The 26,250-nt window shown below is 46.5% G+C and carries 23 protein-coding genes; 22 read left to right on the top strand and 1 reads right to left on the bottom strand.

The window, feature by feature from the left end; translation table 11 throughout:
- Nucleotides 1-12: 12 nt before the first annotated feature.
- The 15 genes from B2751_RS11955 (at nt 13) to B2751_RS12025 (ending at nt 19,573) form a co-directional block, all read left to right on the top strand.
- Nucleotides 13-942 carry a bifunctional riboflavin kinase/FAD synthetase gene (locus B2751_RS11955; protein ID WP_035407075.1) on the top strand — a complete coding sequence of 310 codons (930 nt, stop codon included), beginning with the start codon at nt 13-15 and terminating at the stop codon, nt 940-942.
- A gap of 123 nt (nt 943-1,065) precedes the next feature.
- Nucleotides 1,066-1,335, top strand: a complete 270-nt coding sequence (rpsO, locus tag B2751_RS11960) for a 30S ribosomal protein S15 (RefSeq protein ID WP_023468676.1) — start codon at nt 1,066-1,068, stop codon at nt 1,333-1,335.
- A 138-nt stretch (nt 1,336-1,473) separates the two neighbouring features.
- Nucleotides 1,474-3,693, top strand: coding sequence for a polyribonucleotide nucleotidyltransferase (gene pnp / locus B2751_RS11965; protein WP_290751315.1), 2,220 nt, complete (start codon nt 1,474-1,476; stop codon nt 3,691-3,693).
- 74 nt (nt 3,694-3,767) lie between these two features.
- On the top strand, nt 3,768-5,000 hold the full coding sequence (locus B2751_RS11970) for a M16 family metallopeptidase (protein ID WP_035407082.1): 1,233 nt from the start codon (nt 3,768-3,770) through the stop codon (nt 4,998-5,000).
- A gap of 59 nt (nt 5,001-5,059) precedes the next feature.
- Nucleotides 5,060-6,523, top strand: a complete 1,464-nt coding sequence (locus B2751_RS11975; RefSeq protein ID WP_035407085.1) for a UDP-N-acetylmuramoyl-L-alanyl-D-glutamate--2,6-diaminopimelate ligase — start codon at nt 5,060-5,062, stop codon at nt 6,521-6,523.
- Entirely contained in the window at nt 6,520-7,779 is a 1,260-nt protein-coding gene (locus B2751_RS11980) for a lipid II:glycine glycyltransferase FemX (RefSeq protein WP_290751309.1), read from the top strand. Before B2751_RS11975 ends, B2751_RS11980 begins: the two co-directional genes overlap by 4 nt.
- The gene (locus tag B2751_RS11985; protein WP_290774959.1) at nt 7,779-8,441 is read left to right on the top strand and encodes a M15 family metallopeptidase; all 663 of its coding nucleotides are present in this window, start codon (nt 7,779-7,781) and stop codon (nt 8,439-8,441) included. Before B2751_RS11980 ends, B2751_RS11985 begins: the two co-directional genes overlap by 1 nt.
- A gap of 153 nt (nt 8,442-8,594) precedes the next feature.
- On the top strand, nt 8,595-10,259 hold the full coding sequence (locus tag B2751_RS11990; protein ID WP_023468670.1) for a ribonuclease J: 1,665 nt from the start codon (nt 8,595-8,597) through the stop codon (nt 10,257-10,259).
- Nucleotides 10,260-10,327: 68 nt separating this feature from the next.
- Entirely contained in the window at nt 10,328-12,475 is a 2,148-nt protein-coding gene (locus B2751_RS11995) for a DNA translocase FtsK (RefSeq protein ID WP_035407095.1), read from the top strand.
- A 317-nt stretch (nt 12,476-12,792) separates the two neighbouring features.
- A complete protein-coding gene (locus tag B2751_RS12000; RefSeq protein WP_290751301.1) occupies nt 12,793-13,806 on the top strand; it encodes a BMP family lipoprotein in 1,014 nt (337 codons plus the stop codon).
- A gap of 222 nt (nt 13,807-14,028) precedes the next feature.
- Entirely contained in the window at nt 14,029-14,748 is a 720-nt protein-coding gene (locus B2751_RS12005) for a GntR family transcriptional regulator (protein WP_035407101.1), read from the top strand.
- Between the two features lie 130 nt (nt 14,749-14,878).
- Nucleotides 14,879-15,952, top strand: coding sequence for a BMP family lipoprotein (locus B2751_RS12010; RefSeq protein ID WP_035407104.1), 1,074 nt, complete (start codon nt 14,879-14,881; stop codon nt 15,950-15,952).
- A gap of 65 nt (nt 15,953-16,017) precedes the next feature.
- A complete protein-coding gene (locus B2751_RS12015; protein WP_035407107.1) occupies nt 16,018-17,547 on the top strand; it encodes an ABC transporter ATP-binding protein in 1,530 nt (509 codons plus the stop codon).
- Nucleotides 17,544-18,614 carry an ABC transporter permease gene (locus tag B2751_RS12020; RefSeq protein ID WP_290774961.1) on the top strand — a complete coding sequence of 357 codons (1,071 nt, stop codon included), beginning with the start codon at nt 17,544-17,546 and terminating at the stop codon, nt 18,612-18,614. Before B2751_RS12015 ends, B2751_RS12020 begins: the two co-directional genes overlap by 4 nt.
- The gene (locus B2751_RS12025; RefSeq protein ID WP_035407114.1) at nt 18,614-19,573 is read left to right on the top strand and encodes an ABC transporter permease; all 960 of its coding nucleotides are present in this window, start codon (nt 18,614-18,616) and stop codon (nt 19,571-19,573) included. The genes B2751_RS12020 and B2751_RS12025 overlap by 1 nt, the downstream gene beginning before the upstream one ends.
- A gap of 133 nt (nt 19,574-19,706) precedes the next feature.
- On the opposite strand, the gene B2751_RS12030 is transcribed toward B2751_RS12025, so the two are convergent.
- Entirely contained in the window at nt 19,707-19,955 is a 249-nt protein-coding gene (locus B2751_RS12030; RefSeq protein WP_029342027.1) for a ferredoxin, read from the bottom strand.
- A 230-nt stretch (nt 19,956-20,185) separates the two neighbouring features.
- Between B2751_RS12030 and B2751_RS12035 the strand changes: the two genes are divergently transcribed.
- The 7 genes from B2751_RS12035 to B2751_RS12065 form a co-directional block, all read left to right on the top strand.
- Entirely contained in the window at nt 20,186-21,208 is a 1,023-nt protein-coding gene (locus B2751_RS12035; RefSeq protein ID WP_214854459.1) for a helix-turn-helix domain-containing protein, read from the top strand.
- On the top strand, nt 21,208-22,638 hold the full coding sequence (locus B2751_RS12040) for a RecQ family ATP-dependent DNA helicase (RefSeq protein WP_290774963.1): 1,431 nt from the start codon (nt 21,208-21,210) through the stop codon (nt 22,636-22,638). The genes B2751_RS12035 and B2751_RS12040 overlap by 1 nt, the downstream gene beginning before the upstream one ends.
- A 43-nt stretch (nt 22,639-22,681) precedes the next feature.
- The gene (locus tag B2751_RS12045; RefSeq protein ID WP_035407120.1) at nt 22,682-22,876 is read left to right on the top strand and encodes a hypothetical protein; all 195 of its coding nucleotides are present in this window, start codon (nt 22,682-22,684) and stop codon (nt 22,874-22,876) included.
- A gap of 71 nt (nt 22,877-22,947) precedes the next feature.
- Nucleotides 22,948-23,832, top strand: a complete 885-nt coding sequence (locus B2751_RS12050; protein WP_035407123.1) for a MerR family transcriptional regulator — start codon at nt 22,948-22,950, stop codon at nt 23,830-23,832.
- Nucleotides 23,833-23,889: 57 nt separating this feature from the next.
- Nucleotides 23,890-24,480, top strand: a complete 591-nt coding sequence (locus B2751_RS12055; RefSeq protein WP_290774965.1) for an adaptor protein MecA — start codon at nt 23,890-23,892, stop codon at nt 24,478-24,480.
- 139 nt (nt 24,481-24,619) lie between these two features.
- Nucleotides 24,620-25,552 carry a D-alanine--D-alanine ligase gene (locus tag B2751_RS12060; RefSeq protein WP_056062191.1) on the top strand — a complete coding sequence of 311 codons (933 nt, stop codon included), beginning with the start codon at nt 24,620-24,622 and terminating at the stop codon, nt 25,550-25,552.
- A gap of 146 nt (nt 25,553-25,698) precedes the next feature.
- Nucleotides 25,699-26,250: Glu/Leu/Phe/Val family dehydrogenase (locus B2751_RS12065; RefSeq protein ID WP_290774967.1), on the top strand; the 552-nt coding region annotated here is incomplete at its 3' end.

The raw sequence follows: 26,250 nt of genomic DNA on the forward strand, positions 1-26,250 counted from the left end.
GGAGAGAGCATCATGGACATCATACATTTAACATATCCGGAACAACCTCAAAAAGACCCTGCTGTCATCGCACTCGGCTTTTTTGACGGTGTACATCTCGGACATCAGCAAGTCATCGCAGCAGCACTAAAAGAAGCGGAGGCTCGTCGCCTGCCTTTGGCTGTCATGACCTTTGATCCCCATCCGAAACAAGTGCTTGGTAAAGGGGATGAACCAGTCCACTACATCACGCCGCTTGAACGCAAATTAGAGAAACTCGAGCAGCTTGGTGTCGATCGTGTTTATGTGATTGAGTTTACGATTCCTTTCTCGGAATTATCACCGCAAGCTTTCGTCGACGAATATCTGATTGCGTCTGGAGCAGAACACGTCGTTGCTGGATTCGATTATTCCTACGGTCGCTTCGGAGCCGGCAAAATGGCGACGCTTGATTTTCATAGTCGTGGCACATTTACGCATACCGTTGTAGCAGAATTCCAAGAAGAAGCTGAAAAGATCAGCTCAACCCGGATTCGTCGTTTACTTGCTGCAGGAGAAGTCGAACCGGCTGCACGTTTGCTTGGAGAACCCTACCAAATCAAAGGCACAATCATTCACGGTGACGCACGCGGACGGCAAATCGGTTTCCCGACAGCCAACATGCGACCGGAATTCGCCTACGTCATTCCGAAACTTGGTGTGTATGCGACATTCGTTCGCTTAGCAGACGGTCGCCGGTTCAAGGCGATGACGAATGTCGGGAGACGCCCAACGTTCTATGAGACGGGAGACGTCAGTATCGAGACGCATCTTCTTGACTTTGATGAAGATCTTTATGGTCAAGAATTGACGCTTGAATGGATCGCTTACTTACGCGATGAAAAAGCCTTCAACGGTATCGATCAATTGAAAGAACAATTGGCACGGGACCGCGAAGAAGCAAATGTACAATTAAGCGTTTGACAGTACGGACAGGGTTCGTTATGATAGGTCAGTACGATCACGTACAGCCGATTCACTTGGCATCTGGTCTCACCATCCGATGCTCGGGAATACGGTCATTTATAAGATGGAGGTGGAGTGACAATGGCACTCACAAAAGAACGTAAAAACGAAATCATCGAAGCATATGCTACGAAACAAGGCGATACTGGTTCGCCGGAAGTACAAGTTGCTGTTTTAACTGAACAGATCACAACTTTGAACGATCACTTACGTACACACAAAAAGGATCACCACTCACGTCGTGGTCTCTTGAAAATGGTCGGTCGTCGCCGTAACTTGCTCACATACCTTCGTAACAAGGATGTTGCACGTTACCGTTCGTTGATCGAGCGTCTTGGTCTCCGTCGCTAATCCCGACGAGAACGAGGTAGGGAAGCAGGAGCATCGTCTCCTGTTTCTTTTTTTTGCCGATTCATGGACTTTTTGCGCAAGAACCTACATAATTAGATTTGAATGAAAAAACGGATAGCAGTGAGAGGAGATTTGTGCATGTCACAAACAAAACAGACGTTTTCGACCGAACTCGGTGGACGTCCATTAACGATTGAAATCGGTCAATTAGCAAAACAAGCGAACGGAGCAGCATTGATTCGCTACGGTGATACAGCCGTTCTTGCTACGGTCGTTGCATCAAAACAACCAAAGGACTTAGATTTCTTCCCATTAACAGTGAACTATGAAGAAAAATTATATGCGGCAGGGAAAATCCCAGGTGGATTCCTTAAACGTGAAGGACGTCCTGGAGAGAGCGCGATCTTGACTTCGCGTCTGATCGACCGTCCAATCCGTCCATTATTCCCGGATGGTTTCCGTCACGACGTACAAGTGGCGACGACGGTTCTTTCGTCAGATGCTGACAATTCACCAGAAGTCGCTGCGATGATCGGGGCTTCGATTGCGCTTTCGATCTCGGATATTCCATTCGACGGTCCAATCGCAGGCGTGACGATCGGTCGCGTCGACGGAGAATTCGTCGTGAACCCGACTTCAGCGCAAATGGAAGTCAGCGACATCGACCTTCAAGTTGCTGGAACAAAACATGCCGTCAACATGGTTGAAGCAGGTGCGAAGGAAGTATCGGAACAAGCAATGCTTGAAGCGATTTTACTTGGACACGATGTCATCAAGGAAATGATCGCGTTCCAAGAAGAAATCGTCGCACAAGTCGGTAAAGAGAAGTTCGAATATACGGTATCAAGCTTCGATGAGACAATCGTCAATCGCCTGAAAGCAGAAGCATTAGCAGAAGTCACACAAGCGGTTCAAGTTGAAGAAAAACAAGCGCGTGACATTGCTATCAACGAAGTCATCGCAAAATACATCGAGTTGTATGCAGCTGACGAGTCTGTCACAGCAGAGCAACTGGCAGAAGTATCAGGCGTGCTCAACAAGTTCGTCAAAGACGAAGTCCGTCGTCTCATCACGGAAGACAAAGTTCGTCCAGATGGTCGTGGTCTTGCTGAGATCCGTCCGCTTGATTCAGAAGTCGGACTCTTGCCACGTGCACACGGTTCAGGTCTGTTCACACGCGGTCAGACACAAGTCTTGTCTGTAGCGACACTTGGTGTTGCGGGTGACGCTCAAATCATTGATGGACTTGGTCTGAAGGAAGAGAAACGTTTCATGCACCATTATAACTTCCCACCATTCTCAGTTGGGGAAGCACGTCCGATGCGTGCACCAGGTCGTCGTGAAATTGGTCACGGGGCACTCGGAGAACGCGCACTTTTACCAGTTCTTCCGAATGAAGTTGATTTCCCGTACACGATTCGTCTCGTGTCAGAAGTGCTTGAGTCGAACGGTTCTTCATCACAGGCTTCCATCTGTGGTTCGATCCTTGCCATGATGGATGCGGGTGTTCCATTAAAAGCACCTGTCGCTGGTATCGCGATGGGCTTGATCATGGAAGGCGAAAATTACTCGATCTTGACAGATATCCAAGGGATGGAAGATCATCTCGGAGATATGGACTTTAAAGTCGCTGGAACTCACGAAGGTGTCACAGCTCTCCAAATGGATATGAAAATTGGCGGAATCACGCGTCAAATTCTTGAAGAAGCACTTGAACAAGCACGTCTTGGTCGTCTGCATATTCTTGAGCATATGCAATCTGTCATTGCTGAACCGCGTGTCGAATTGTCGCAATACGCGCCGAAAATCGTCACACTTAAAATCAATCCAGATAAAATCCGTGATGTCATCGGACCTGGTGGTAAAGTCATCAACGGTATCATCGATGAGACAGGCGTTAAGATCGACATCGATCAAGACGGAACAGTCTTTATCGCTTCGACGGATCAAGCTGGCATCGATCGTGCCCGTCAATTGATCGAAGATATCGTCCGTGAAGTCGTCGTCGGTGAAGAGTTCGATGGAACGGTCCGTCGCGTTGAGAAATTCGGTGCATTCGTCGAATTGTTCAAAGGAAAAGACGCACTCGTCCACATCTCGGAACTCGCACTTGACCGTGTTGGTCAAACGGAAGATGTCGTTAAACTTGGAGATAAGCTAAAAGTCCGTGTCACAGAAATCGATGACAAAGGACGCGTTAACGCGTCGCACAAAGTCCTGCTCGTCGAAGGGTTAAGCGAAGAAGACCGTGCCGCATACGAAGAAAAGAAAAAGACAGAGCGTGAGAACCGCCCGCCACGCCGGGATCAGGGTTCACGCCCACCACGTGACGGACAACGTCCACCACGTCGTAACTAATGAATCCAAGGTGGCTCGACGGTGCAGAGAATGCAACGAGAGCCACCTTGTTTCCTATATTTGGAGGAATTACTATGATCGAACGGATACAACTAGAAAACGGGGTTCGACTAATCGTTGAACGGATGCCAGAAGCACGCAGCGTCGCGACCGGAATCTTCATTCAAGCAGGAAGTCGGACGGAACAGATCGAGGAGCATGGTATCAGTCATCTCATCGAGCATATGATGTTCAAAGGAACAAAACGCCATACGGCAAAAGAGATTGCGGTTTATTTTGACCGACTTGGTGGAAATATTAATGCGTTCACGAGTAAGGATCAAACGTGTTATTACGTCAAGACATTAGATGAACATGCAGGTGAAGCCTTTCAAGTGTTGGCGGACATGTTCCTCGAATCGACGTTCGATGCGGAGGAACTAGAAAAAGAGAAAAAGGTCGTCATTGAAGAGATTAAAATGTACGATGACACACCAGATGATCTCGTCCATGAGTTATTAGCTGTTGCGGCTTACGGAGAGGATGTCATGGCTCGTCCGATTCTTGGAACGGAAGAGAGTGTACTTCGGATTGATCGTACAATGATTGAACAGTATCTCGAAGAAGCATATGCTCCGGATCAAATCGTCATTTCCGTTGCCGGAAACGTCTCAGACGAGTTGATTACGCAGATTCAAGAGCGGATGTCAATCCTCATATCACGATCGAAGACCCGTGAGACAGCGTCACCAAGGTTACAAAATGGTGTGATTCGTAAGGAAAAGGATACGGAACAGGCACATATTTGTTATAATTTCCGTGCGATTCCTTCTGCTGATCCACGATTGCCTGCCCTCGCCTTACTCAACAATGCATTCGGTGCGACGATGTCGAGTCGCTTGTTCCAATCAATCCGAGAGGAACGCGGTCTTGCTTATTCAGTCTTTTCCTATTACACGACGTTTGACGATCATGGCACGTTCACGATCTATGTCGGTACGTCTCCGGAATCAGTCGAAGAGGTCGAACAGGTTCTCGCTGCTGAGATTGATCGCTTGAAGCGAGACGGACTATCCGCTAAGGAACTCGAAGATGGCATTGAACAGCTAAAAGGTTCTCTGATTTTAGGAAACGAAGGCACATCGAGCCATATGAACCGAAATGCCCGAAATGAGTTGCATCTGCATCGTCACCCGTCACTCGAAGAAGTACTAGCGGATGTAGAACGAATTCGTCCATCGGACATCGAAGGGCTGATTGAGCACATCTTTTCGGAGGAACCGGCAAAGGCCTATATTCTTCCGGCAGACCAAGAAGAGGAAGCATGACAGCAGAACGGAATAGATGAAACATATGAAATGACGATGTCGAGAAAGAAGGAATACCGTTGAATTTAGCTGAACTGATTCAAGTCATACAGACGCAAAAAATCGAACGAATGGTAGAAGTGGACGTCACGTCCATCACGACCGATTCACGGGATGTTAAACCGGGAACATTGTTCGTCGCCATCAAAGGGTATACTGTTGATGGACACGACTATGCCAAACAGGCAGAAGCACAAGGAGCGGTCGCAATCGTTGCGGAACAACCGGTCAATGTGTCGATTCCTGTCATTCTCGTTCGTAGTACATCACGTGCCATTGCCGAATTGGCTGGCAAATTCTATGATTATCCTTCTGAAAAGATGCGGATGATTGGTATTACAGGAACGAACGGGAAAACGACGACGACGACGATTGTCCGTGATATATTAGCGCACCTTGGTCGGAAAACGGGTATCATCGGAACGGTCGAAGTCAAGATTGGTGACCGCGTCGTACCAAGTCGCAATACGACACCACAAAGCTCCGAATTACAAGCATTTTTGCATCAAATGCATAAAGAAGATGTCCAAGACGTCATCATGGAAGTCTCTTCGCATGGACTAGAGCTTGGTCGAGTAACGGGTGTCGATTACGACATTGCGGGATTCACGAATCTGACGCATGATCACCTCGATTTTCACAAAACGTTTGAGAACTATGCACGTGCCAAAGGATTGTTATTCGCACAGCTCGGACAACGGCTGTCGACAGAGAAAGTCGCGGTCTTGAATGCCGATGATCCGACGAGCGAACTGTACGAAATGATGACAGGTGCTCGTGTCATGACGTACGGTATCGACAACGCAGCTGACCTCCGAGCAACGGCGATTGAACAGTCACTTCAACAAACGACGTTCACGATGATGTACAAAGAAGAACAAGTCGACGTCACGGCGAATTTCATCGGTCGCTTTAACGTCTACAATCTGTTGCTTGCGACAGGGATCCTCTTGTCTTGCGGATACGACCTAACGACGATTGCAGGAGCGATTTCAGCAATCCGTCCGGCAAAAGGTCGGATGCAACGCTTACCAATCGAAGGATATAACGTGTATGTCGACTACGCGCATACTCCTGACGGCATTGAACAGTGTCTGAAAGCACTCGTTGACGTACCGAAGGAAAAGATCGTCTTCCTGATCGGGACAGGTGGAAACCGCGACGTGACGAAACGACCGAAGATGGGCGAACTGGCTTCGACCTACGCAGGAACCGTCGTCATCACGACGGATGATCCACGATATGAAGCATATGAGTCAATTACATCCGGCATCGCCAAAGGGATGACCCACGATCAGTTCGTTGAAATCGGTGATCGGGAAGAGGCCGTGCGTTATGCAGCACGACTCGCACGACCAGATAATATCGTCATCTTAGCCGGTAAAGGTCATGAAAAATATCAAATCATTGGGGATGAGAAAATCCCTCTCGATGAGGAAGTCATCGTCAAAGAGATGATACGGCAAATGGAGGAACAGAAGTGACTTATCAACCAATCGTTGTAACCATAGATCAATTTGAAACATTCGTAAAAACACATCCAAAAGGCGACTTACTTCAGCTTCCAGCATGGGGAGAAGTCAAAAGCGCGACAGGATGGACACATGAACGGATCGCGGTCGGAACAACTTCTGGTGAGATTGCCGGAGTTGGTCTGCTCTTGTTTAAGAAAGTACCGAAGCTACCGTTCACGCTTTGTTATGCACCGCGCGGTTTCGTCGTCGATTATACGGATACGGACGCACTTCGTGCTCTTCGTGATGAAGCGATACGTGTCGCAAAACAACAGAAGGCGATTGCGATTAAATTCGATCCGAACGTCGAGCGGGAAGAATATCCAGGTCTGTTACAGGAGATGCAAGGACTTGGCTTCAAACATAACGGTTTTGGCGGCGGTTTTGACTACGCGCAACCACGCTTTACGATGGAGACGAATCTTGAAGGAACAGAAAAAGAGATCTTCGACGGTTTCCATTCGAAGTTCCGCTACAACGTCCGTCTTGCTGAACGCAAAGGGATCGTATGCGAACAAGCGGATCGTGAAGGACTCAAGACATTTGCGAAGCTGATGGTCGAGACGGGCGAACGGGATGGGTTCTCGATCCGCGGTCTGGATTATTTCGAGAATCTGTATGATCATCTCCATCCAAAGGGTGATGCGGTCTTGTTTTTGACGAAACTTGATGTCGTACGTGCTCTTGAGAATACGGAAGCCTTATTACTTCAAGCCGATAAGGAACTCTCGAAGATTCACCGTCAGCTTGAGAAAGAGACGGCCGAGAAGAAGCTAAAAAGCTTAAACAATCGCTTGGAGCAGACGACAGCACAAATCGAAAAAGCAGAAAAGTCGAAAACGGAACTGATGACGATTGCTGCCAAACATCCAAACGGTGTCATCCTGTCTGGTGGTCTTTTGACGCTTGCTGGTCGTCGTTCCTATTACTTATATGGAGCCTCATCGAACGAGTACCGGGAATTCATGCCGAACCATTTGATGCAATGGACGATGATGCAATATGCGAAAGAACATGGTGCGCTCTCCTATGACTTCGGTGGAGTCAGTGGTTCGACCGACCCGGATGATCATTACGCGGGACTCTATGCCTTTAAATCTGGGTGGGGTAGCCGAATGATTGAAAAAATCGGTGAGTTTGATTATGTACTCAATCGTCCGCTCTATCTGTTGCTTGAGACGGGGTTACCGATTCTACAAAAACTTCGGAAGAAGCTTCGCCGCTGATGAAACGGGGAACAATCTTCGGTTGGATCGTATTTTTATTGACGATGTTTGCGATTGGATTGTTTCTTGCGGCATCCATGAACCGGATGCCGACGATTTTGATGGACCAACCGGAACTCGTGATTGATAGTTGCCCACGAGACGTAGCAGGGGAAAACCGTTTGATCAATGCAAGCGAGGCGAACCTGAAGCGTCTCCATCCAGCTGTCGAGGCAGGGGCAAAGGATCTGATCCGTGTTGCACATTCTTGCTACAATATCGATATCAAGATCACGCAAGGGTACCGCTCGATCCAGCAACAGAACGCACTTTTTGAACAAGGGCGTTCTGAGGCAGGTGAAGTCGTCACGAATGCACGAGGCGGTGAATCGATGCATAACTACGGACTTGCAATTGATTTCGTGCAACTCGTAAATGGACAGATTTCGTATGATCTTGAGTATGATGGGAATCGGTCAGGAAAAAGTGATTGGCGTGAAGTCGCTGATATCGGGAAAGCACTCGGTTTTGAATGGGGAGGCGATTGGAAGCGATTCGTCGATTACCCTCATTTTGAGATGACGTTCGAGTATTCGCTCGACGAACTGAAGGCTGGTGAACGTCCAAGCCGTTCGGAAAAAGCGAAACGAACAGAAGAAGTCGAAGATTTGTTGAATACATGATTAACGTCATTCCTGGAGTAATGTGGCAGGAATGACGTTTTTTTTAGATTTCCTAGTCCGATTGTTGGCAGATTGTGAAAATTCGGCTAGAATAGTGATAGTGATAAGTGGACGGCTCACGAAAAGTGAATATGAATTATAGGAGGTCATGTCGTGTCAAAGAAGAAGACGGAAAAAGTAAGCGTCTTTGCTCTTGGTGGCGCCGGTGAGATCGGTAAGAACATGTACGTCGTCGAACTCGACGAGGACATCTTCGTCATCGATGCCGGGTTAATGTTCCCAGGAGATGAGATGCTTGGAATCGATAAAGTCATTCCAGACATCAGTTATTTAAAAGAAAACAAAGAGCGGATTCAAGGGATTTTCATTACCCATGGTCACGAGGATCATATCGGGGCACTCAGTTACGTCTTGCGTGACTTGAAGGTACCTGTTTACGGAACACGTTTGACGCTCGGTTTGATTGAACACAAATTAAAAGAAGCCGGTTTATTGAAAAAGGCAGATCTTCGTCCAATTGATGCCAAGACGAAATTAACCGTTGCAGGTCATTTTATTACGTTCTTCCGGGTCAACCACTCGATTCCGGATGCAGTTGGGGTTTGTATTCAAACGTCTCAAGGTGCCATCGTTCATACGGGGGATTTCAAGTTCGATTACACACCAGTCGATGGAAAACAAGCAGACTTCGGGAAAATTGCAGCGATTGGTCAACGGGGCGTACTGTGCTTGCTGTCTGACTCGACGAATGCAGAGCGACCAGGGATGTCTGGGTCAGAATCGATTGTCGGTTCTGAATTGAACGACGTCATTTATGAAGCACCGGGTCGTGTGATTGTAGCTTCATTCGCTTCGAACATTCATCGTCTACAACAAGTGTTTGCAGCAGCAGAAGCGAACAATCGAAAAGTAGCGGTCGTCGGTCGTAGCATGGTCAACAACGTTGAAGTGGCACAGCGTTTGAATTACTTACGCTTCAAGCAGAAAACATTGATTGATCTATCTGACATCAATCGCCTCGATGATAACCAAGTCGTCATCTTGACGACAGGATCTCAAGGTGAGCCAATGGCAGCCTTGACACGAATGGCACGTAACGCACACAAGCAAGTCAATATTCGCTTGAATGATACGGTTGTCGTCGCGGCTTCCCCAATTCCAGGTAACGAGAAGTCGGTTTCGAAAACGATCGATCTCTTATTCCGTGCGGGTGCGAATGTTATCTACAACCAACGGAAAGTACACGTTTCCGGTCACGGTCATGCGGAAGATCTGAAGCTGATGCTCAACTTGATCAAACCGAAATTCTTCCTACCGATTCACGGAGAATTCCGGATGCAAAAGGCACACAGTCGTCTCGCACAGACGGTTGGCGTCAATGCGAACAATATCTTCATCATCGAGAATGGAGATGTCGTTGAGTTTGAGAAGCGTAAAGCACGGATGTCACGCAAAGTGAACGCCGGAAACGTCTTGATCGACGGAATCGGTGTTGGTGATGTCGGAAACATCGTCCTTCGTGATCGTCGCTTGTTGTCACAAGATGGTGTCGTCCTCTGTGTCATTACGATTAGCCGAAAAAACAAAACGATCGTCTCGGGACCCGAAATCATTTCTCGCGGATTCGTCTATATGCGTGAATCAGAAGATATGATCAATGAAGCGAACCGAATCGTCGCGAAACAACTACAAGGTAAATTAAACGGAGAATTGGATTGGACGGAGATGAAGTCGTTGATTCGAGATAAACTCAGTGCTTATCTCTATGAACAGACGAAACGCCGCCCGATGATTCTTCCAATCATCATGGAGATTTAACAAACGAGCGGCTCAGATTGACCAATACCTGGTCCACTGAGCCGTTTTTTTATCAGGAGGGATGACGTATGGCGACGACGAAACGAAAAACCGTACGAAAAAAAACGCCGCCACGGAAACGACCGGCAGCGAAGAAACAACGTCAGCCGATTGCGTATCGTACATATGCGACCATCATCGCAATCGTTTCACTACTTGCCTTCGTTCTCGCATTTGGGGAATTCGGGAAAGTCGGACTGACGCTAGCTGATGGAGGAGAACGATTAATCGGTCAGTTCGGTTCCTTATTATACGGCGGGATAGGTGCCGTGCTACTCTTGCTACTATCGAACGCGTCACGGGCTCAGAAATGGGCATGGTCGATGCTACTAATGGGTTCAGTCGTCTGGATTGATCTAATGCTCGGAGCACCGCGTGGTATTCTCAATGGATGGCTCTATCAAAACGCAGCATATTACATTTCAAGTAGCGGTGCCTTCTTGATTGGTCTGTTCTTCATCGGCGCAGCTGTTCATCTACTACACCCTTCGTTTTATGGAGAGCTATGGCTTGGACTGCGGGAACGCGCAGAAGAATTTCGTAATCGTGAACGGACACCTCGTCCTCGGATCGAAAAAGACCTGACACCGAAACCGGTCCGCGAGAAAAAAGCAAAGACGTTGCGACCAGCAACTGTTGAGGAACCAATCGAAACAGAGCAAGAAGCAGAGGATCCTTCGGTCAACATTCAAGACGTTCCAATTATCGGCTTTACGGATCACGTTGAACCGCAAGCAGCGGAGACACAAGGACCACTGACGATGACGGAGACACCGGACGGATATCAATTGCCGTCTCTTGATTTATTAGCAGAGCCGACGTCCAAAGACTTATCGGGTGAGAATAAGCGACTAAAGGATAATGCGACGAAATTGATTGCGACCTTAAAATCGTTCGGGATCGGAGCGAAAGTGTTGAAGATTCATCTCGGACCAAGTGTCACGAAGTATGAGATTGAACCAAAACAAGGTATCAAGCTTAGTCGGATCACAGGACTCGCCGATGATTTAGCGCTTGCGTTAGCGGCGAAAGATATTCGAATCGAAGCACCGATTCCTGGTAAAGCGGCTGTCGGAATCGAGGTGCCAAACCGTGAAGTCGCCATGGTATCACTTCGAGAAGTGTTAGGAGCGGAGAGCGTTCAATCCGACAATGATCGTTTGCTCGTCGCACTCGGACGAAGCATTTCTGGTGAGACGGTGACAGCAAAGCTGAATAAGATGCCACACGTCTTAGTTGCCGGTTCGACCGGTTCCGGTAAATCGGTCTGCATTAACGGGATGATCGTCTCAATTTTGATGCGAGCTCGACCGGATGAAGTCCGCCTGATGATGATTGACCCGAAAATGGTCGAATTAAACGTCTACAACGGTATTCCTCATCTTTTGGCACCGGTCGTCACCGATCCGAAAAAGGCGGCGCAGGCGTTAAAACAGGTCGTCTCGGAAATGGAACGTCGTTATGAGATTTTCAGTCAAAACGGAGCGCGCAACATCGAAGGCTACAATGCACTAATCGATAAGATGAACGCAGAGGAAAAAGTGCATCAACGATTACCGTATATTGTCGTCATCGTTGATGAGTTAGCCGACTTGATGATGGTCGCGTCAAACGAAGTTGAAGATGCAATCATGCGACTTGCACAAATGGCGCGAGCAGCTGGGATTCACATGGTTATCGCGACCCAGCGACCAAGTGTTGATATCATCACTGGTGTCATCAAAGCGAATATTCCGTCACGTATCGCCTTCAGTGTGTCGAGTGCGACGGATTCACGGACGATCCTTGATACGGGAGGCGCTGATAAATTGCTTGGACGAGGGGATATGTTGTTGCTCGGTAACGGCATGAACAAACCCGTCCGTGTACAAGGTGCGTTCTTATCAGACGAAGAAGTCGAGAAGGTTGTCAATCATGTCATCAGTCAACAAAAAGCGCAGTATGTTGAAGCGATGATTCCAAAAGATGTACCTGAAGGTGAAACAGAGGTCGATGACTCACTCTATGATGAGGTCGTCCAGTTCATTCTGACCCAAGAGACGGCATCGACGTCGATGATTCAACGAAAGTATCGTATCGGCTACAACCGAGCTGCCCGGTTGATTGATGCTCTAGAAGAAAATGGTCTGATTGGTCCTTCTGAAGGATCAAAACCACGCCGCGTCATGGGACGTTAATCAAGAATCACGGTATCCACCGTGATTCTTTTTTATTAAAATAATGGATATATATGGATGAGCGTATAATGTGCTCAAAAAAATGACACAGGAGTCGTATATGAGATGAGAAAATTAGAAATGAAAGGAAGGAAAAAAGACAAAAATAAAATAAAATCGCTTTCATGAAAATAGTTGTCAGACGTCTGTTGATTTTCAATATTTTTTTTGGCATACTCAGACATATGAGTGACCGACCTTCAACATGAGGGCTGGGAGCGACTTTTTCACAAATAGATAATGAAAGCGCTCTCATAAATGCAGAGGAGATGGATGATATGAAGAAAAAACAGGTAATCGTATCGATGATGTCAGTAGCAACAGTTGGACTTGCAGCCTGCGGCGGTTCAGGTGAGAAAGCTGACCAAAAAGATCAGTTCTCTGTCGCTATGGTAGCGGATAAAGGTGGAATCGATGATAAATCGTTCAACCAATCAGCTTGGGAAGGTCTGCAAGCGTACGGCAAAGATAACAAACTCAAGCAAAATGAAGGGTTCTCTTATTTACAGTCTAAATCACAACAAGATTATCAACCGAACTTGTCTCGTCTTGCACGTGGTGGAGAAGATCTCGTTTTCGGTATCGGGAATACATTCAATGAAGATGTTAAAACCGTAGCAGATCAATTCAAGGATACACAATTTGCAATCGTTGATAATGTCGTTGAAGGGAAAAACGTCACATCGATCACATTTAAGGAAAATGAAGGGGCGTATCTTGCAGGGATCGTTGCTGCTATGGAGACGAAAAAAGATCACATCGGTTTCGTCGGTGGCATGAAAATGGACGTCATCGAGCGGTTCCGAGCTGGTTTCGAAGCTGGAGCGAAATCCGTCAATCCAAAAATCAAAATCGATGTTCAGTACGCAGAGGACTTCGCAGCACCTGAAAAAGGTCAAGCCATCGCAGCCGGCATGTACGGTAAAGGAGCGGATATCATCTTCCCAGCAGCAGGCGGTACAGGAAATGGTGTCTTCACAGAAGCGAAGAACCGTAAGAAAAATGGAGAAGATGTATCGGTCATCGGTGTCGACCGTGATCAAAAAGAAGAAGGTATGCCGGAAGACGTGACGTTAACATCGGTCATCAAACGTGTCGACCGCGCAGTTGAAGATACAGCTAACGCAGCGAAAGATGGAAAACTCGAAGGTGGTAAAACGGTTCGTTATGGTCTGAAAGAAGACGGCGTTGATATCGTCCCATCTGAAAAAATCTCGAAGAAGACGATGACTGCGCTTGAGAAAGCAAAAGCGGCTGTGGTTTCAGGGAAAATCGAAGTACCTGAGCAATAAGCGTTGAAAAGATAAAGGGCATTCTTAGGTAGAATGCCCTATTTTCTTCCATTATTGATTACGCTATGAAAAGGGTTACAAAAGCGCCAGAAGTCAGACTTCTAACCTGTTACAAAATGATTGCAGGATTGTGTTAAGCATCATATACTTATCTTGGCTGGAGTTCTCATACGTCAGAAGTCTGAGCACTGGTTACAACTAGATAGAGGATGGAGATGCGTCATGTCGATTAAACTAGATCATCGTTTGCTTTATTTACGTGTGATTGAAAAAATCAAGTCAGACATCGATGACGGCGTTTACAAGGAAGGCGAGAAGCTCCCTTCAGAGTTTGAACTTTCAAAGCAACTTGGCGTCAGTCGAGCTACTCTTCGAGAGGCATTACGAATTCTTGAAGATGAGAACATTGTCATCCGTAAACACGGTGTCGGTACGTTTATCAATGCAAGACCACCGTTTACTTCTGGTATCGAGGAGTTATACAGCGTGACAGAGATGATCGCGCGCGCAGGCATGATTCCGACCTCAGAAGTGCTATCATCCGAGATGGTCCAACCGACTGAGCGCGACCGAGAACGCTTTCAACTTGGTCCGGATGAATTGGTATATCGAATCGAACGAATCCGACTCGCAGGAGATGTTCCTGTCGTCTATTGTATCGATAAGATTCCAAGCCATTATATTAAAAATGAAGAGCAGTTCACCTCTTCGACATCATTGTTTGATGCTTTAGAAAAAGAACTCGGACGACGTGTCACACATGCTGTGACGCATATCGAGCCGCGTATTGATCCGAAAATCGCTGAACAATTACATACGGACCAACCTCTGCTCGCTTTGCGTCAGACGCATTATGATGAGCTCGACCGTTCCGTTCTTTTTTCAGCGAACTATTTCCGAGCAGATAAGTTCGATTTCCACGTCATCCGTAAACGTGTGTGAGCCATTGTTTTAGGATGAATACTGAAAGCGCTTCCCGTCAAAACCTACGTAACGCTCCTCATCGCCAGCCTCAGGTGCTAGACGTAGTCTTGAACTTTGTATGACCATATTCGAAAGGGGATTTTTCCAGATGAAAAAGAAGTCACTTCTCGCATTAGCAGCAACAGGTTTAGCAATGAGTTCCGTCCTTGCAGCATGTGGTGGCAACGACGATTCGAAAGATTCAGGTAGCGGCAGCAAATCAGAAGGCTTTAAAGTAGGTATGGTTACAGATACAGGCGGCGTGGATGATAAATCATTCAACCAATCTGCTTGGGAAGGTATCCAAAAGTTCGGGAAAGACAATGACTTAAAAGAAGGTACTGGCTATAAATATCTCCAATCTGCAAAACAATCAGACTATCAACCGAACCTTCAGCAATTAGCACGTGCAAAATACGACTTAATTCTCGGGATTGGTTTCTTGATGGCTGAAGATATCGGTAAAGTAGCGGATCAGTTCAAAAAGAACAACTTCGCACTCGTTGACCAAGTCGTCGATAAACCAAACGTCGCTTCAATCGTCTTCAAAGAAAACGAAGGTTCGTTCCTCGTTGGTGTCGTTGCAGGTCTAACGACGAAAACGGATAAAGTTGGATTTGTCGGTGGTGTCAACTCGGACTTGATCAAAAAGTTCGAAAGCGGATTTAAAGCAGGTGTTAAAGCGGCTAACCCGAAAGCGGAAATCGAAATTCAATACGCAGAAGATTTCAACGCTGCAGAAAAAGGACAAGCAATCGCTTCAGGTATGTACGGTAAAAAAGTCGACGTCATCTATCACGCAGCTGGTGGTACTGGACAAGGGGTATTCACAGAAGCGAAAAACCGTAAAAAGAACGGTGAAGATGTTTGGGTTATCGGTGTAGACCGTGACCAAGTCGAAGAAGGTATGCCAGAGAACGTCACATTAACATCAATGGTCAAACGTGTGGATACAGCAGTAGAGCAAGTCGCGAAAGACACGAAGGACGGCAACTTCCCAGCAGGTAAAGTCGTTGAGTTCGGTCTAAAAGACGGCGGTGTCGATATCGCTCCTTCAAAAGACAATGTCTCAAAAGAAGCACTCGACAAAGTCGAAGAGTACAAAAAACAAATCATCGATGGTGACATTAAAGTTCCATCGACTGACGACGAGTATAAAGAGTACGAAGCGTCACTTAAATAATAATGAAAGCGGGGGTCGCTAGCATTGCGACTCCCCTTTTAAACTAAACATGGGAGTGGATTTTCTTGGAATACGTCATTGAGATGCTGAACATCAGAAAAGAGTTTGGCAATTTCGTCGCAAATGATAATATCACGCTCCAGCTTCGGAAAGGTGAGATTCACGCTTTACTTGGTGAAAACGGTGCCGGAAAATCGACGCTGATGAACGTCTTATTTGGTTTGTATCAGCCTGAGGCTGGAGAAATTCGTGTACGTGGTGAAAAAGTCAATATTACGAGTCCGAACGTCGCGAATGATCTTGGAATCGGCATGGTGCACCAACACTTCATGCTCGTTCAAAATTTCACTGTTACTGAAAACATCATTTTAGGTGCAGAGCCACGTACAGGGATTAAGATTGATCGTGCATCGGCGCGTGAAAAGGTACGCCAGATTTCTGAACAGTATGGTCTTGCTGTTGATCCTGATGCAAAAATCGAGGATATTTCAGTCGGAATGCAACAACGTGTTGAAATTTTGAAGACGTTGTACCGTGGGGCAGACATCTTGATCTTTGATGAACCATCTGCTGTTTTGACACCGCAAGAGATCAAAGAATTGATTCAAATCATGAATCGCTTGATTGCGGAAGGAAAGTCGATTATCCTCATTACGCATAAACTGAAAGAAATCATGGAAGTAGCTGATCGCTGTACGACGATTCGCCGTGGTAAATATATCGGCACGGTCGATATTGATGAGACGATGACACAGTCGCGTCTTGCTGAAATGATGGTAGGTCGTGAAGTCAACTTTAATGCGGAGTATTCCAAGGCAACTCCACAAGAACTCGTCCTCGATATCAAAAATCTAGTCGTCAAGGACGGTCGTGGCATCAAAGCAGTCGATGGGTTGAATCTCGACATTCGTGCCGGAGAAATCGTTGGAATTGCCGGAATCGACGGGAACGGACAAACGGAATTGATTGAAGCCATTACAGGTCTTCGTAAAGCAGACAGTGGCGAAATCTTCCTCAACAACAAATCGATTAAAAACCTGAAGCCACGGAAAGTAACGGAATCAGGTGTCGGGCACATCCCACAAGACCGACATAAACATGGACTTGTCCTTGATTATTCGATTGGACATAACATGGTCTTACAAACGTACTACAAACAACCGTACTCAAAAGCAGGCATCATGAACTATAAACAAGTCATGGAAAAAGCCAAAACGCTCATCGAGAAGTTCGACGTCCGAACTCCAAGCCCAGAGACGTTCGCTCGTGCCTTGTCTGGTGGTAACCAACAGAAGGCGATCATCGCGCGTGAAGTCGATCGTTCACCAGATTTGCTGATTGCGGCTCAGCCGACTCGTGGTCTTGATGTTGGGGCAATCGAGTTCATTCATGAACAATTGGTTCTTGAGCGCGAAAAAGGTCGTGCTGTCTTGTTGATTTCATTCGAACTCGAAGAAATTCTACAAGTCTCTGACCGGATTGCCGTGTTATATGAAGGAAAAACAGTGGCCTTTTTGGATCCGAAAGAAACGAACGAAATTGAGCTTGGCTTCCTGATGGCCGGCGGTAAGAAAGAGGAGGTAGGTCATTCATGAAGTTAGAGCGTTTTTACGGCATCCTCATTCCGATTCTTTCCATCGTGCTTGGGATGGTCGTCGGGGCAATCGTCATGCTCATTGGTGGGTATGATCCGATTGCTGGGTTTGATCAATTATTCTATGGTATTTTTGGCGAACCGTACAGCATCGGTGAAACATTGCGTGCGGCGGCTCCATTGATCTTCGCGGGTCTTGCTGTCGCGTTTGCTTTTCGGACAGGACTTTTTAACATCGGTGTCGAAGGTCAAGTACTCGTCGGCTGGATGGTTGCAGTCTGGATTGGAATCAAGTTTGATTTTCCGACAGTTGTTCATTTACCACTCGCTTTGATTGGAGCAGGTTTAGCAGGTGCGCTTTGGGCATCGATTCCTGGTATCTTAAAAGCGAAATTCCACGTACATGAAGTCATCACGTCGATCATGATGAACTATATCGCGTTATACGTCACGAACGATATTTTACGTCATGTCATCGGCATTACGAATGAGCGGACGGAGACAATCAAGGAATCAGCATCACTTGCGTCACCGTTCTTACAAGAGATCACGGATTTCTCACGTCTTCATAACGGAATTTTCATCGCAATCATCGCTGCACTCGTCTTCTGGTTTATTCTTTGGAAAACAACACTCGGTTATGAACTTCGAGCTGTTGGATTCAATAAGAATGCTGCTGAATATGCAGGGATGGGCGTTAACCGCAATATCATCTTATCGTTCGTCATCTCAGGTGTGTTCGCTGGTCTTGCTGGGGCGATGGAAGGTCTTGGGACGTTCCAAAACATGACGCTGAATGCGTCCTTCACTGGTGTTGGATTCGACGGGATCGCGGTTGCCTTGTTAGGTGCGAATAATCCGATCGGCGTCGTGCTCGCTGCATTACTATTTGCAGGACTCAATATCGGTGGTCTGTCGATGCAACAGATTGGTATTCCACCGGAACTGATCAAAATTATCATTGCGTTCATCATCATCTTCGTGGCTTCTGGATACGCGATTCGTCTCGTCATCGAGAAGTTCGCAGTTAAGAAAGAATCTAAAAAAGCGAAAGGAGCCGGTCAGTAATGGGCTTTCTTGAAGTACTTTATATCATCGTGCCAATCGCACTTGCCTATTCGGCTCCGTTGATCATTGCAGCACTTGGCGGCATTTTCAGTGAGCGTTCTGGCGTCGTTAACATCGCGTTAGAAGGTTTAATGGTCATGGGTGCCTTCACGGGTGTCGTCACGGCATTGACGCTATCAAAAATGGGCTTGGGTGCTGCGAGTCCTTGGCTTGCGATGCTCATTGCGATTGTCGTCGGAGCAGTTTTCTCGCTCTTCCTTGCGATTCCGGCAATCCTTTTCCGGGCTGATCAAACGGTTCTTGGAGTTGCGATCAACTTGCTTGCAGTCGGTCTTGCCATCTTCCTCGTCCGGGCGCTTTACGGAAAAGGACAAACGGATTCGATTCCAAACCGAATCTCAAAAGAGAACGTGCCATTCTTGTCCGATATTCCTGTGCTGAAGATGTTCTTCGCGAACGTCTACTACACATCGTATATCGCGATCATCCTTGCCTTCGTCGCGTGGTACATCATTTTCAAGACGCCATTTGGTCTTCGTTTACGTTCTGTCGGGGAACATCCGATGGCGGCAGATACAATGGGAATCAACGTCACGAAGATGCGTTTCATCGGTGTCATGATCTCTGGTGGTTTCGGTGGTCTTGCTGGTGCTGTTTATGCGACATCAATCTCACTGAACTTCAGTGTGACGACGATCCTCGGTCAAGGGTTCCTCGCGATTGCGGCGATGATCTTCGGAAAATGGAATCCACTCGGGGCTATGGGTGCTGCACTATTCTTCGGATTCGCTCAAGCGATTTCAATCATCGGTCAGCAATTGCCGTTACTCGATCAAATTCCGCAAGTGTATCTATTGATTGCACCGTATCTCTTGACAATCCTAGCACTCGCTGGTGTCGTTGGTCGGGCGGATGCACCAAAAGCTGTTGGTGTACCATATATCAAAGGAAAACGCTAAATTTTTTACCACTTAGAAACCGGATGTTGCCAAATGGCGACATCCGGTTTTTTTAATGATTGATAGATATATCGCGTGAATAAAAGACCAACAAAAAAAGATGTTTCGCAAGGAAACATCTTTTTTTATTCACTTATTCGAATTTTAACGCATCGCCTTCGAACGATTCATCTGCTACTTTGATTGAATCCGTCGGGCATCCTTCAAATGCATCAATCATATCGTCGAATAATGCTTCTGGAATTTCGGCAGTACCATTGTTATCATCAAGAATGACATATGCCAAACCCTCATCATCATAATCATAGATATCTGGTGCCGCTGCTCCACAAGCACCACAAGCGATGCAAGTATCTTTGTCGACAATCGTAAATTTAGCCATTGAACGGTCTCCTCTCTATACGAAAACATTATTGAAACACGCTGTTCTCATCTATATGTCATTGTATCGGACTCATCGTTGCATTTCAATGACGAAGCGTAAGTGATAACAGAAAATGTATATATCATCACATGCCCGCAAACAGTATGTCTAAAACGTAACGAAAAGAAAATGGATGAGGTATCATCTTCAAATCGATAAACACTATATATCAGAAAGGAGCGTGGCAGATGGAAATTTCATTACTAGAGCGCATTTTTCTAGAATCGATTCAGCGTCTTCGAGACGAACGTTCGGACCGGAGTCTTTATCATGTTTTTCAAGGGAAGAAGTCAGCAACTTCTCTTCAAGATGCTCATTTTTATGATTTAGAGTCGACGTTCGGTACCGTATTAGTCAGTAAACAGCGATTCGAGTCGGTTTTAACGGAACTCGCTCAGAAAAAGTGGATCGAACGGCAAGAGACACTTCGACTGACGAGCGAAGGCGCTCGACTAGTAGGACAAACGGATGGAGTAATCATTGATCAACTTGGTGGTGAACTTCGGGGATATGCTGAAATGATGTGGAAACGGCTCAGTCTTCTCGTTCAAACGGTAATTTGTCTAGAAGCGCAACAACCATTCATTCCCGTGCAACAAGAGACGATCGTTCGGGAGTGGGTCAAGAGTGTTCTTCCGACCATCTCGAATCGAGCAGATTGGTTAGCGCAGATGTATCAAGAATTGACGCTCCTCCTTGAGCGCTTACCGGAACGAGATGCGACATTGATCAGTCATCGATTATCAGGTGTGCAAACGGGATGGTCATATCCTCAATTGGCACGAATGATGAAGGTAGATGTCGAGACGGTCCAGTTCGAATTTATCATAGCTTGGCGAAGATGCATCAATGACTTAAAAAGTACACCGCTCATTCAACAAATCGGAGCCGGTCTCCACACTCCGAAGATGACGCAGTCTGCTCAAACGACTTGGGAATTATTGCAACAAGGACTCACTGTTGAAGATGTTGCGGTCAGAAGACGTCTAAAAAATAGCACGATGGAAGATCATCTTGTTGAAATTGCAATGTATGCACCCACTTTTCCGTTAGATCATTTCGTTGATACGGCTCAACAAGAAGAAATTCGACATATCGCACAACAACTCAAAACTTATGCGCTCAAGCGAATCAAAAGCGCGATGCAATCAGACGTATCCTATTTTCAAATTCGATTGGTCTTAGCTCGTAGTAAATGGGAGGGAAGTTAATGGAAGCGTTATTGCATCGACATTTCGGTTATGAAGCGTTTCGACCTGGACAACGCCAAATCATCGAATCCATCCTGAATGGAACAGATACGTTAGCAATTTTACCGACAGGTGGAGGAAAGTCTGTTTGTTATCAGTTTCCTTCGTATGTAAAAGGAGAGGGACTGACATTGATTTTGTCTCCGCTGCTCTCTTTGATTGAGGATCAAGTCATGCAAATCAAACGTCGGGGAGAACGTTCTGTCGCAAAATTAACATCTGTTGAGACGCGAGAAGAAAAAGAGCAAATCTTATCCGTACTCGAACATCTACGGTATCTCTACTTATCACCGGAACAACTCGCGTTACCACAAATACGGGCTCGTCTGAAACAGGTCGACATCGCGCTATTCGTCGTCGATGAAGCCCACTGTATCTCGCAGTGGGGACACGAGTTTCGACCTGAGTATGCAAGACTTGGGCAAATTCGCCGGGAACTAGGTTTTCCGCAGTGCCTCGCCTTAACCGCAACAGCGACTCAAGCTGTCGAACGAGATATCCGAATACAATTGCAGATGCGAGAACCGCATGTCATCCGTCGTTCCGTCAATCGACCGGAAATCCAATACATCGTGGATCGCGTCGATCGAGAAGAAAAAGACGCAGCACTCGACCGTTGGATGACACGTATCGTTCGTCCATGTGTCATCTATACGACAACGCGTAAAGAAGCGGAACGGATTGCAGGAATCATTGAAGGGGCAACCTACTATCATGCCGGATTAACGATGGAAGACCGTCAGCTTGTTCAACAACAGTTTCTTCATGATGAAATGGACTGTCTCGTTTGTACGAGCGCATTTGGAATGGGTGTTGATAAAGGAAACGTTCGTACAGTTATCCATCACACGATGCCGGCGACGCTTGAAGCTTATATGCAGGAAATCGGACGTGCCGGTCGGGACGGAAAAGAGGCGACGGCGATCTTGCTTTATGCTCCTCAGGATGAACAATTACAAACCTTTCTGATTGAGACACAATATGCGCCTGTCCTTTGGATTGATCAGTTACAACAAGGGGTGAGAAGAGGTGAGTCCTACGCGAAAATCGAGACTCGTCTACACCTCAATCCGGAAGATCCAGCATATCGGTTACTGAAATCGCAACTTGAGAATGGCTGGTCGAAGGAACGTATCATGCAATGGCAGGTGGAACGAAAACAGCTCAAAGGACGAGAAGTCAGCCAGATGATGGACTATATTCACCGGAATGAATGTCGCCGTACGATGTTATTGCATCATTTTGATGAACCGGCAATCGTTCAGCCACGTTGTTGTGATATATGCGGTACGATCGAATGGCAGGATCCCGTGAAGAGTAAGGTGCTTCAAACGGTAAATTGGAAAAAGCGTTTAGAACAAGTCTTTTTTTCGTCACTAGATTCGGTGTAAACTAGAAAATATCCTTATTTTTTTCAAGAAAAGGTGATGAACATTGAGTAAACAAGATCAACGGCGGTTACATCAGAACGAAGAGGAGCAACTCTTACCACCACGTTCCTCGCGAATCGAACACGTTCGAAATGAACGACTGAAGCAACCATTTCGAAAAAATCCGCTAGCAATCACGCTAACGGTACTCATGATCACGATCATCATCGCCTTCGTCTCCATCGGTTTCATGATGTAAAGGCACATTGTGAACGGAGATTTTTTTCCTTTCAGCGTATACTAGAAAGGAAGGGGAAGGAGGCACGATGCATGGATCGTGGGAAATACAATATCAAAGCAGTCGCTGCGTTGGTGGGACTCAACCCGACGACCATTCGTGCTTGGGAGCGGAGATATCAAGTGCTTGATCCGGATCGAAGTGAATCCGGGCATCGCATTTATAGTGATAGTGACGTTGCGAAATTGCGTTGGATCGTCGATAAACAAAAAGAAGGATTGTCGGTTTCAAAGGCAATTCAATTATATGAGATGCCTGTCAATCGAGCTGAAGTGCCCCATGATTACGGAGTCGAACTACGAGATCAGTTATTCCGTGCATTGACGAACTTCGAAGAACGACACGCGCATGACATCATGAATAAAGCGTTCTCGATGTTTAGTTTCGATAAAGTCATTCAAGATATCGTTGGTCCACTCTTACATGAAATCGGACTGAAATGGGAGTCAGGAGAGATTACAATTGCGCATGAACATTTTGCAACAGCTTTCTTAAGAGCCCGTCTTTCGACGTTATCACTACAGATGCCGATCAATCCGTTCTTGCCGCGAATCGTTTGTGTCTGTGCACCAGAAGAAGAACATGAGCTCGGACTACTCTTCTTCACACTCTACTTGCGGCAATCGGGTTTTGATGTGATTTTCCTCGGTTCTGGTATTCCGGTGCCGGACTTAGTAGCCGTGACACATCAATTGCAACCGAAAGCTGTCATCTTATCGTGCACGTTATCCGATCATTTACCATTGCTTGATGAAGCATTAGACTGTTTGATGGCTGATTTTCCGAATCTTGAAATTGGACTTGGAGGATACGCGGTCGATCAGCTTCCGGAACGATACGGACCACACTTACTTGGTGCGGACGATCAATCGTGGAAAAGTTGGTTAAGTCGACTCACTCCGGTATCTGGTGTATAGTATGGTTCATAGCGAACGGAGACACCTATGTTTCCGGTCTTGACTGGAGGAGTCTATATGAGGTTTGAACAAATGAAACAAGGACACCTTCGTGTCTTTATTACGAAGCAAGAGTTATCACTTCACGATGTCCGACCAGAAACGTTGGCCGTTGGGAAGGGACAAGCTCTATTGCGCAATTTATTAGAGGAAGCTGAATCGAATTTTGGTTTTCAGGCAGCAGGAACACTCGAATTTTTCGTCACATTCTTTCCGAATGACGGCATGCTCGTTGATGTGCGTCGTGAAGGTGATCTATCGGAAGAGATGAATGACGAATTTGATCAAGTCGAAATTCGCATGACGGTCGACATCGTCCATCATGTCTTGTATGCCTTGAATTCGCTCGAAGATGTCATTCAAGCGAGCCATGGGTTATTACGACATATGTCGTACACGCAGACAGGCGGTAGTCTTTATTTCTTCGAAGGCAGCTATTATCTCTATTTCCAGGAACGAATGAATGACGCGCTCGAGCGTACGGTGACGACGATTTTGTCAGAATACGGGGAACCGAGCCCGAAAAGTCCGCTCGTCATGTCAGAGTACGGAAAAACGATTCAATCGAAACAAGCCATTGCCACGATTGCGGAACAATTCCACATTTAGAACATCAGGTGCGACATTGCCTCGTCAGGCAATGTCGCACCTTTTTATCTTCTACCAGAAGTGGCACCATTTTGTATTTTTTCGTGGTCAGAAGGATGGTATGATAATCATTGAACGTAAGAAGAAGGAGTGAAGTAGGATGAAAGTGGCAGTGTTATATGGTGGGACTTCAGGTGAACGGGAGGTTTCATTAAACAGTGGAAAATCAATCATGGAAGCGTTAAACAGTAAAGGACATGAAGTCACGGCTGTTGATTTCCATCCTGATCGAGCACATGAACTCTTCCAGCTGGATGTAGATGTGGCTGTCATCGCTCTTCATGGGAAAATTGGTGAAGATGGACGCGTGCAGGCGTTACTTGAACTTGCGAATATTCCATACACAGGTTCAGGTGTGTTAGCGTCAGCACTTGCGATGGATAAGGCACGTTCAAAAGTTCACTTTGATAAAGCGGGTATCACGATTGCACGTGATGTATTATTAGAACGTGAAGATGATGTCGAGGCGAAAATCGCAGAATGGAATGGTCAATTCCCTTGTGTCGTTAAACCAGCACAAGAAGGTTCATCGAATGGATTGACAATCGCACAAGACGAGACGATGTTACGTGAGGGGATTGCAAAAGCGTTCGAAGCCGATGATGCGGTTCTCGTCGAACAATTCATTAAAGGACGCGAAGTGACGGTTCCAGTCGTTGGTCATAAAGGTGCAGAAAAAGCATTACCGGTCATCGAGATCATTCCGAAGAATGCCTTTTATGATTACGAATCGAAATATGCAATCGGAGGTTCAGAGCATATCTGCCCTGCCGAACTAGATGAGACGACGACAGCAATACTTCAGGAGTGGGCCGTCAAAGCACATCAAGTACTGGGTTGTGCTGGGTATTCCCGGTCAGATTTCCTTGTTCCTGAGTCCGGAAATCCAGTTATTTTAGAGACGAATACATTGCCAGGTATGACATCAACGAGTTTATTCCCGGACGGAGCACGAGCAGTTGGTATCGAATATCCGGAATTGGTCGAGTATTTCATGGAATTAGCGATTGAACGCCACGCCCAAATCAAGTAATCCAATCATTGATATCCTAGGAAAAGAAGTGAGAAAGCGCTTACAAATATGGGCGTAACCCCTTTCATTACGTTCGAGAAAAGAGTATACTTTATCCGAACAAGGAAACGGCATAGGGGATGCCACTTATGGGGAGGAACGTTGGAATGATTACTGACCAACAACATGCGAATCATCGCAAGAACGTACTGGAAGCAACACAAGAAATCGTCAAGGAAGCACTAGGGAAATTAGGGTATCCAGACGAAATGTATGAATTACTTAAAGAACCACTCCGGATGTTGACAGTCCGGATTCCGGTGCGAATGGATGATGGTTCGACGAAAATCTTCACAGGATATCGTGCGCAACATAACGATGCTGTTGGACCGACAAAAGGGGGAATTCGTTTCCACCCAAACGTGACGGAAGTCGAAGTCAAAGCATTATCCGTCTGGATGAGTCTGAAGGCAGGTATCGTTGATTTACCATATGGCGGCGGGAAAGGCGGGATCATTTGTGATCCACGTGAGATGAGCTTCCGCGAAATCGAACGTCTCAGCCGTGGATATGTCCGTGCCATCAGTCAGATCGTTGGACCGACAAAGGATATTCCAGCACCTGACGTCTTCACGAACTCACAAATCATGGCTTGGATGATGGATGAGTACAGCCGGATCGATGAATTTAACTCTCCTGGTTTCATCACAGGAAAACCG

It is taken from the genome of Exiguobacterium sp. UBA6282, assembly GCF_002440475.1.
Lineage (GTDB): Bacteria > Bacillota > Bacilli > Exiguobacteriales > Exiguobacteriaceae > Exiguobacterium_A.

What these genes read in the sequence shown, in the direction of transcription:
- B2751_RS11955 (WP_035407075.1), top strand. Translation starts at nt 13, where the DNA reads ATGGACATCATACATTTAACATATCCGGAACAACCTCAAAAAGACCCT.
- rpsO (WP_023468676.1), top strand. Translation starts at nt 1,066, where the DNA reads ATGGCACTCACAAAAGAACGTAAAAACGAAATCATCGAAGCATATGCT.
- pnp (WP_290751315.1), top strand. Translation starts at nt 1,474, where the DNA reads ATGTCACAAACAAAACAGACGTTTTCGACCGAACTCGGTGGACGTCCA.
- B2751_RS11970 (WP_035407082.1), top strand. Translation starts at nt 3,768, where the DNA reads ATGATCGAACGGATACAACTAGAAAACGGGGTTCGACTAATCGTTGAA.
- B2751_RS11985 (WP_290774959.1), top strand. Translation starts at nt 7,779, where the DNA reads ATGAAACGGGGAACAATCTTCGGTTGGATCGTATTTTTATTGACGATG.
- B2751_RS11995 (WP_035407095.1), top strand. Translation starts at nt 10,328, where the DNA reads ATGGCGACGACGAAACGAAAAACCGTACGAAAAAAAACGCCGCCACGG.
- B2751_RS12000 (WP_290751301.1), top strand. Translation starts at nt 12,793, where the DNA reads ATGAAGAAAAAACAGGTAATCGTATCGATGATGTCAGTAGCAACAGTT.
- B2751_RS12005 (WP_035407101.1), top strand. Translation starts at nt 14,029, where the DNA reads ATGTCGATTAAACTAGATCATCGTTTGCTTTATTTACGTGTGATTGAA.
- B2751_RS12010 (WP_035407104.1), top strand. Translation starts at nt 14,879, where the DNA reads ATGAAAAAGAAGTCACTTCTCGCATTAGCAGCAACAGGTTTAGCAATG.
- B2751_RS12020 (WP_290774961.1), top strand. Translation starts at nt 17,544, where the DNA reads ATGAAGTTAGAGCGTTTTTACGGCATCCTCATTCCGATTCTTTCCATC.
- B2751_RS12025 (WP_035407114.1), top strand. Translation starts at nt 18,614, where the DNA reads ATGGGCTTTCTTGAAGTACTTTATATCATCGTGCCAATCGCACTTGCC.
- B2751_RS12030 (WP_029342027.1), bottom strand. Translation starts at nt 19,955, where the DNA reads ATGGCTAAATTTACGATTGTCGACAAAGATACTTGCATCGCTTGTGGT.
- B2751_RS12035 (WP_214854459.1), top strand. Translation starts at nt 20,186, where the DNA reads ATGGAAATTTCATTACTAGAGCGCATTTTTCTAGAATCGATTCAGCGT.
- B2751_RS12040 (WP_290774963.1), top strand. Translation starts at nt 21,208, where the DNA reads ATGGAAGCGTTATTGCATCGACATTTCGGTTATGAAGCGTTTCGACCT.
- B2751_RS12050 (WP_035407123.1), top strand. Translation starts at nt 22,948, where the DNA reads ATGGATCGTGGGAAATACAATATCAAAGCAGTCGCTGCGTTGGTGGGA.
- B2751_RS12055 (WP_290774965.1), top strand. Translation starts at nt 23,890, where the DNA reads ATGAGGTTTGAACAAATGAAACAAGGACACCTTCGTGTCTTTATTACG.
- B2751_RS12060 (WP_056062191.1), top strand. Translation starts at nt 24,620, where the DNA reads ATGAAAGTGGCAGTGTTATATGGTGGGACTTCAGGTGAACGGGAGGTT.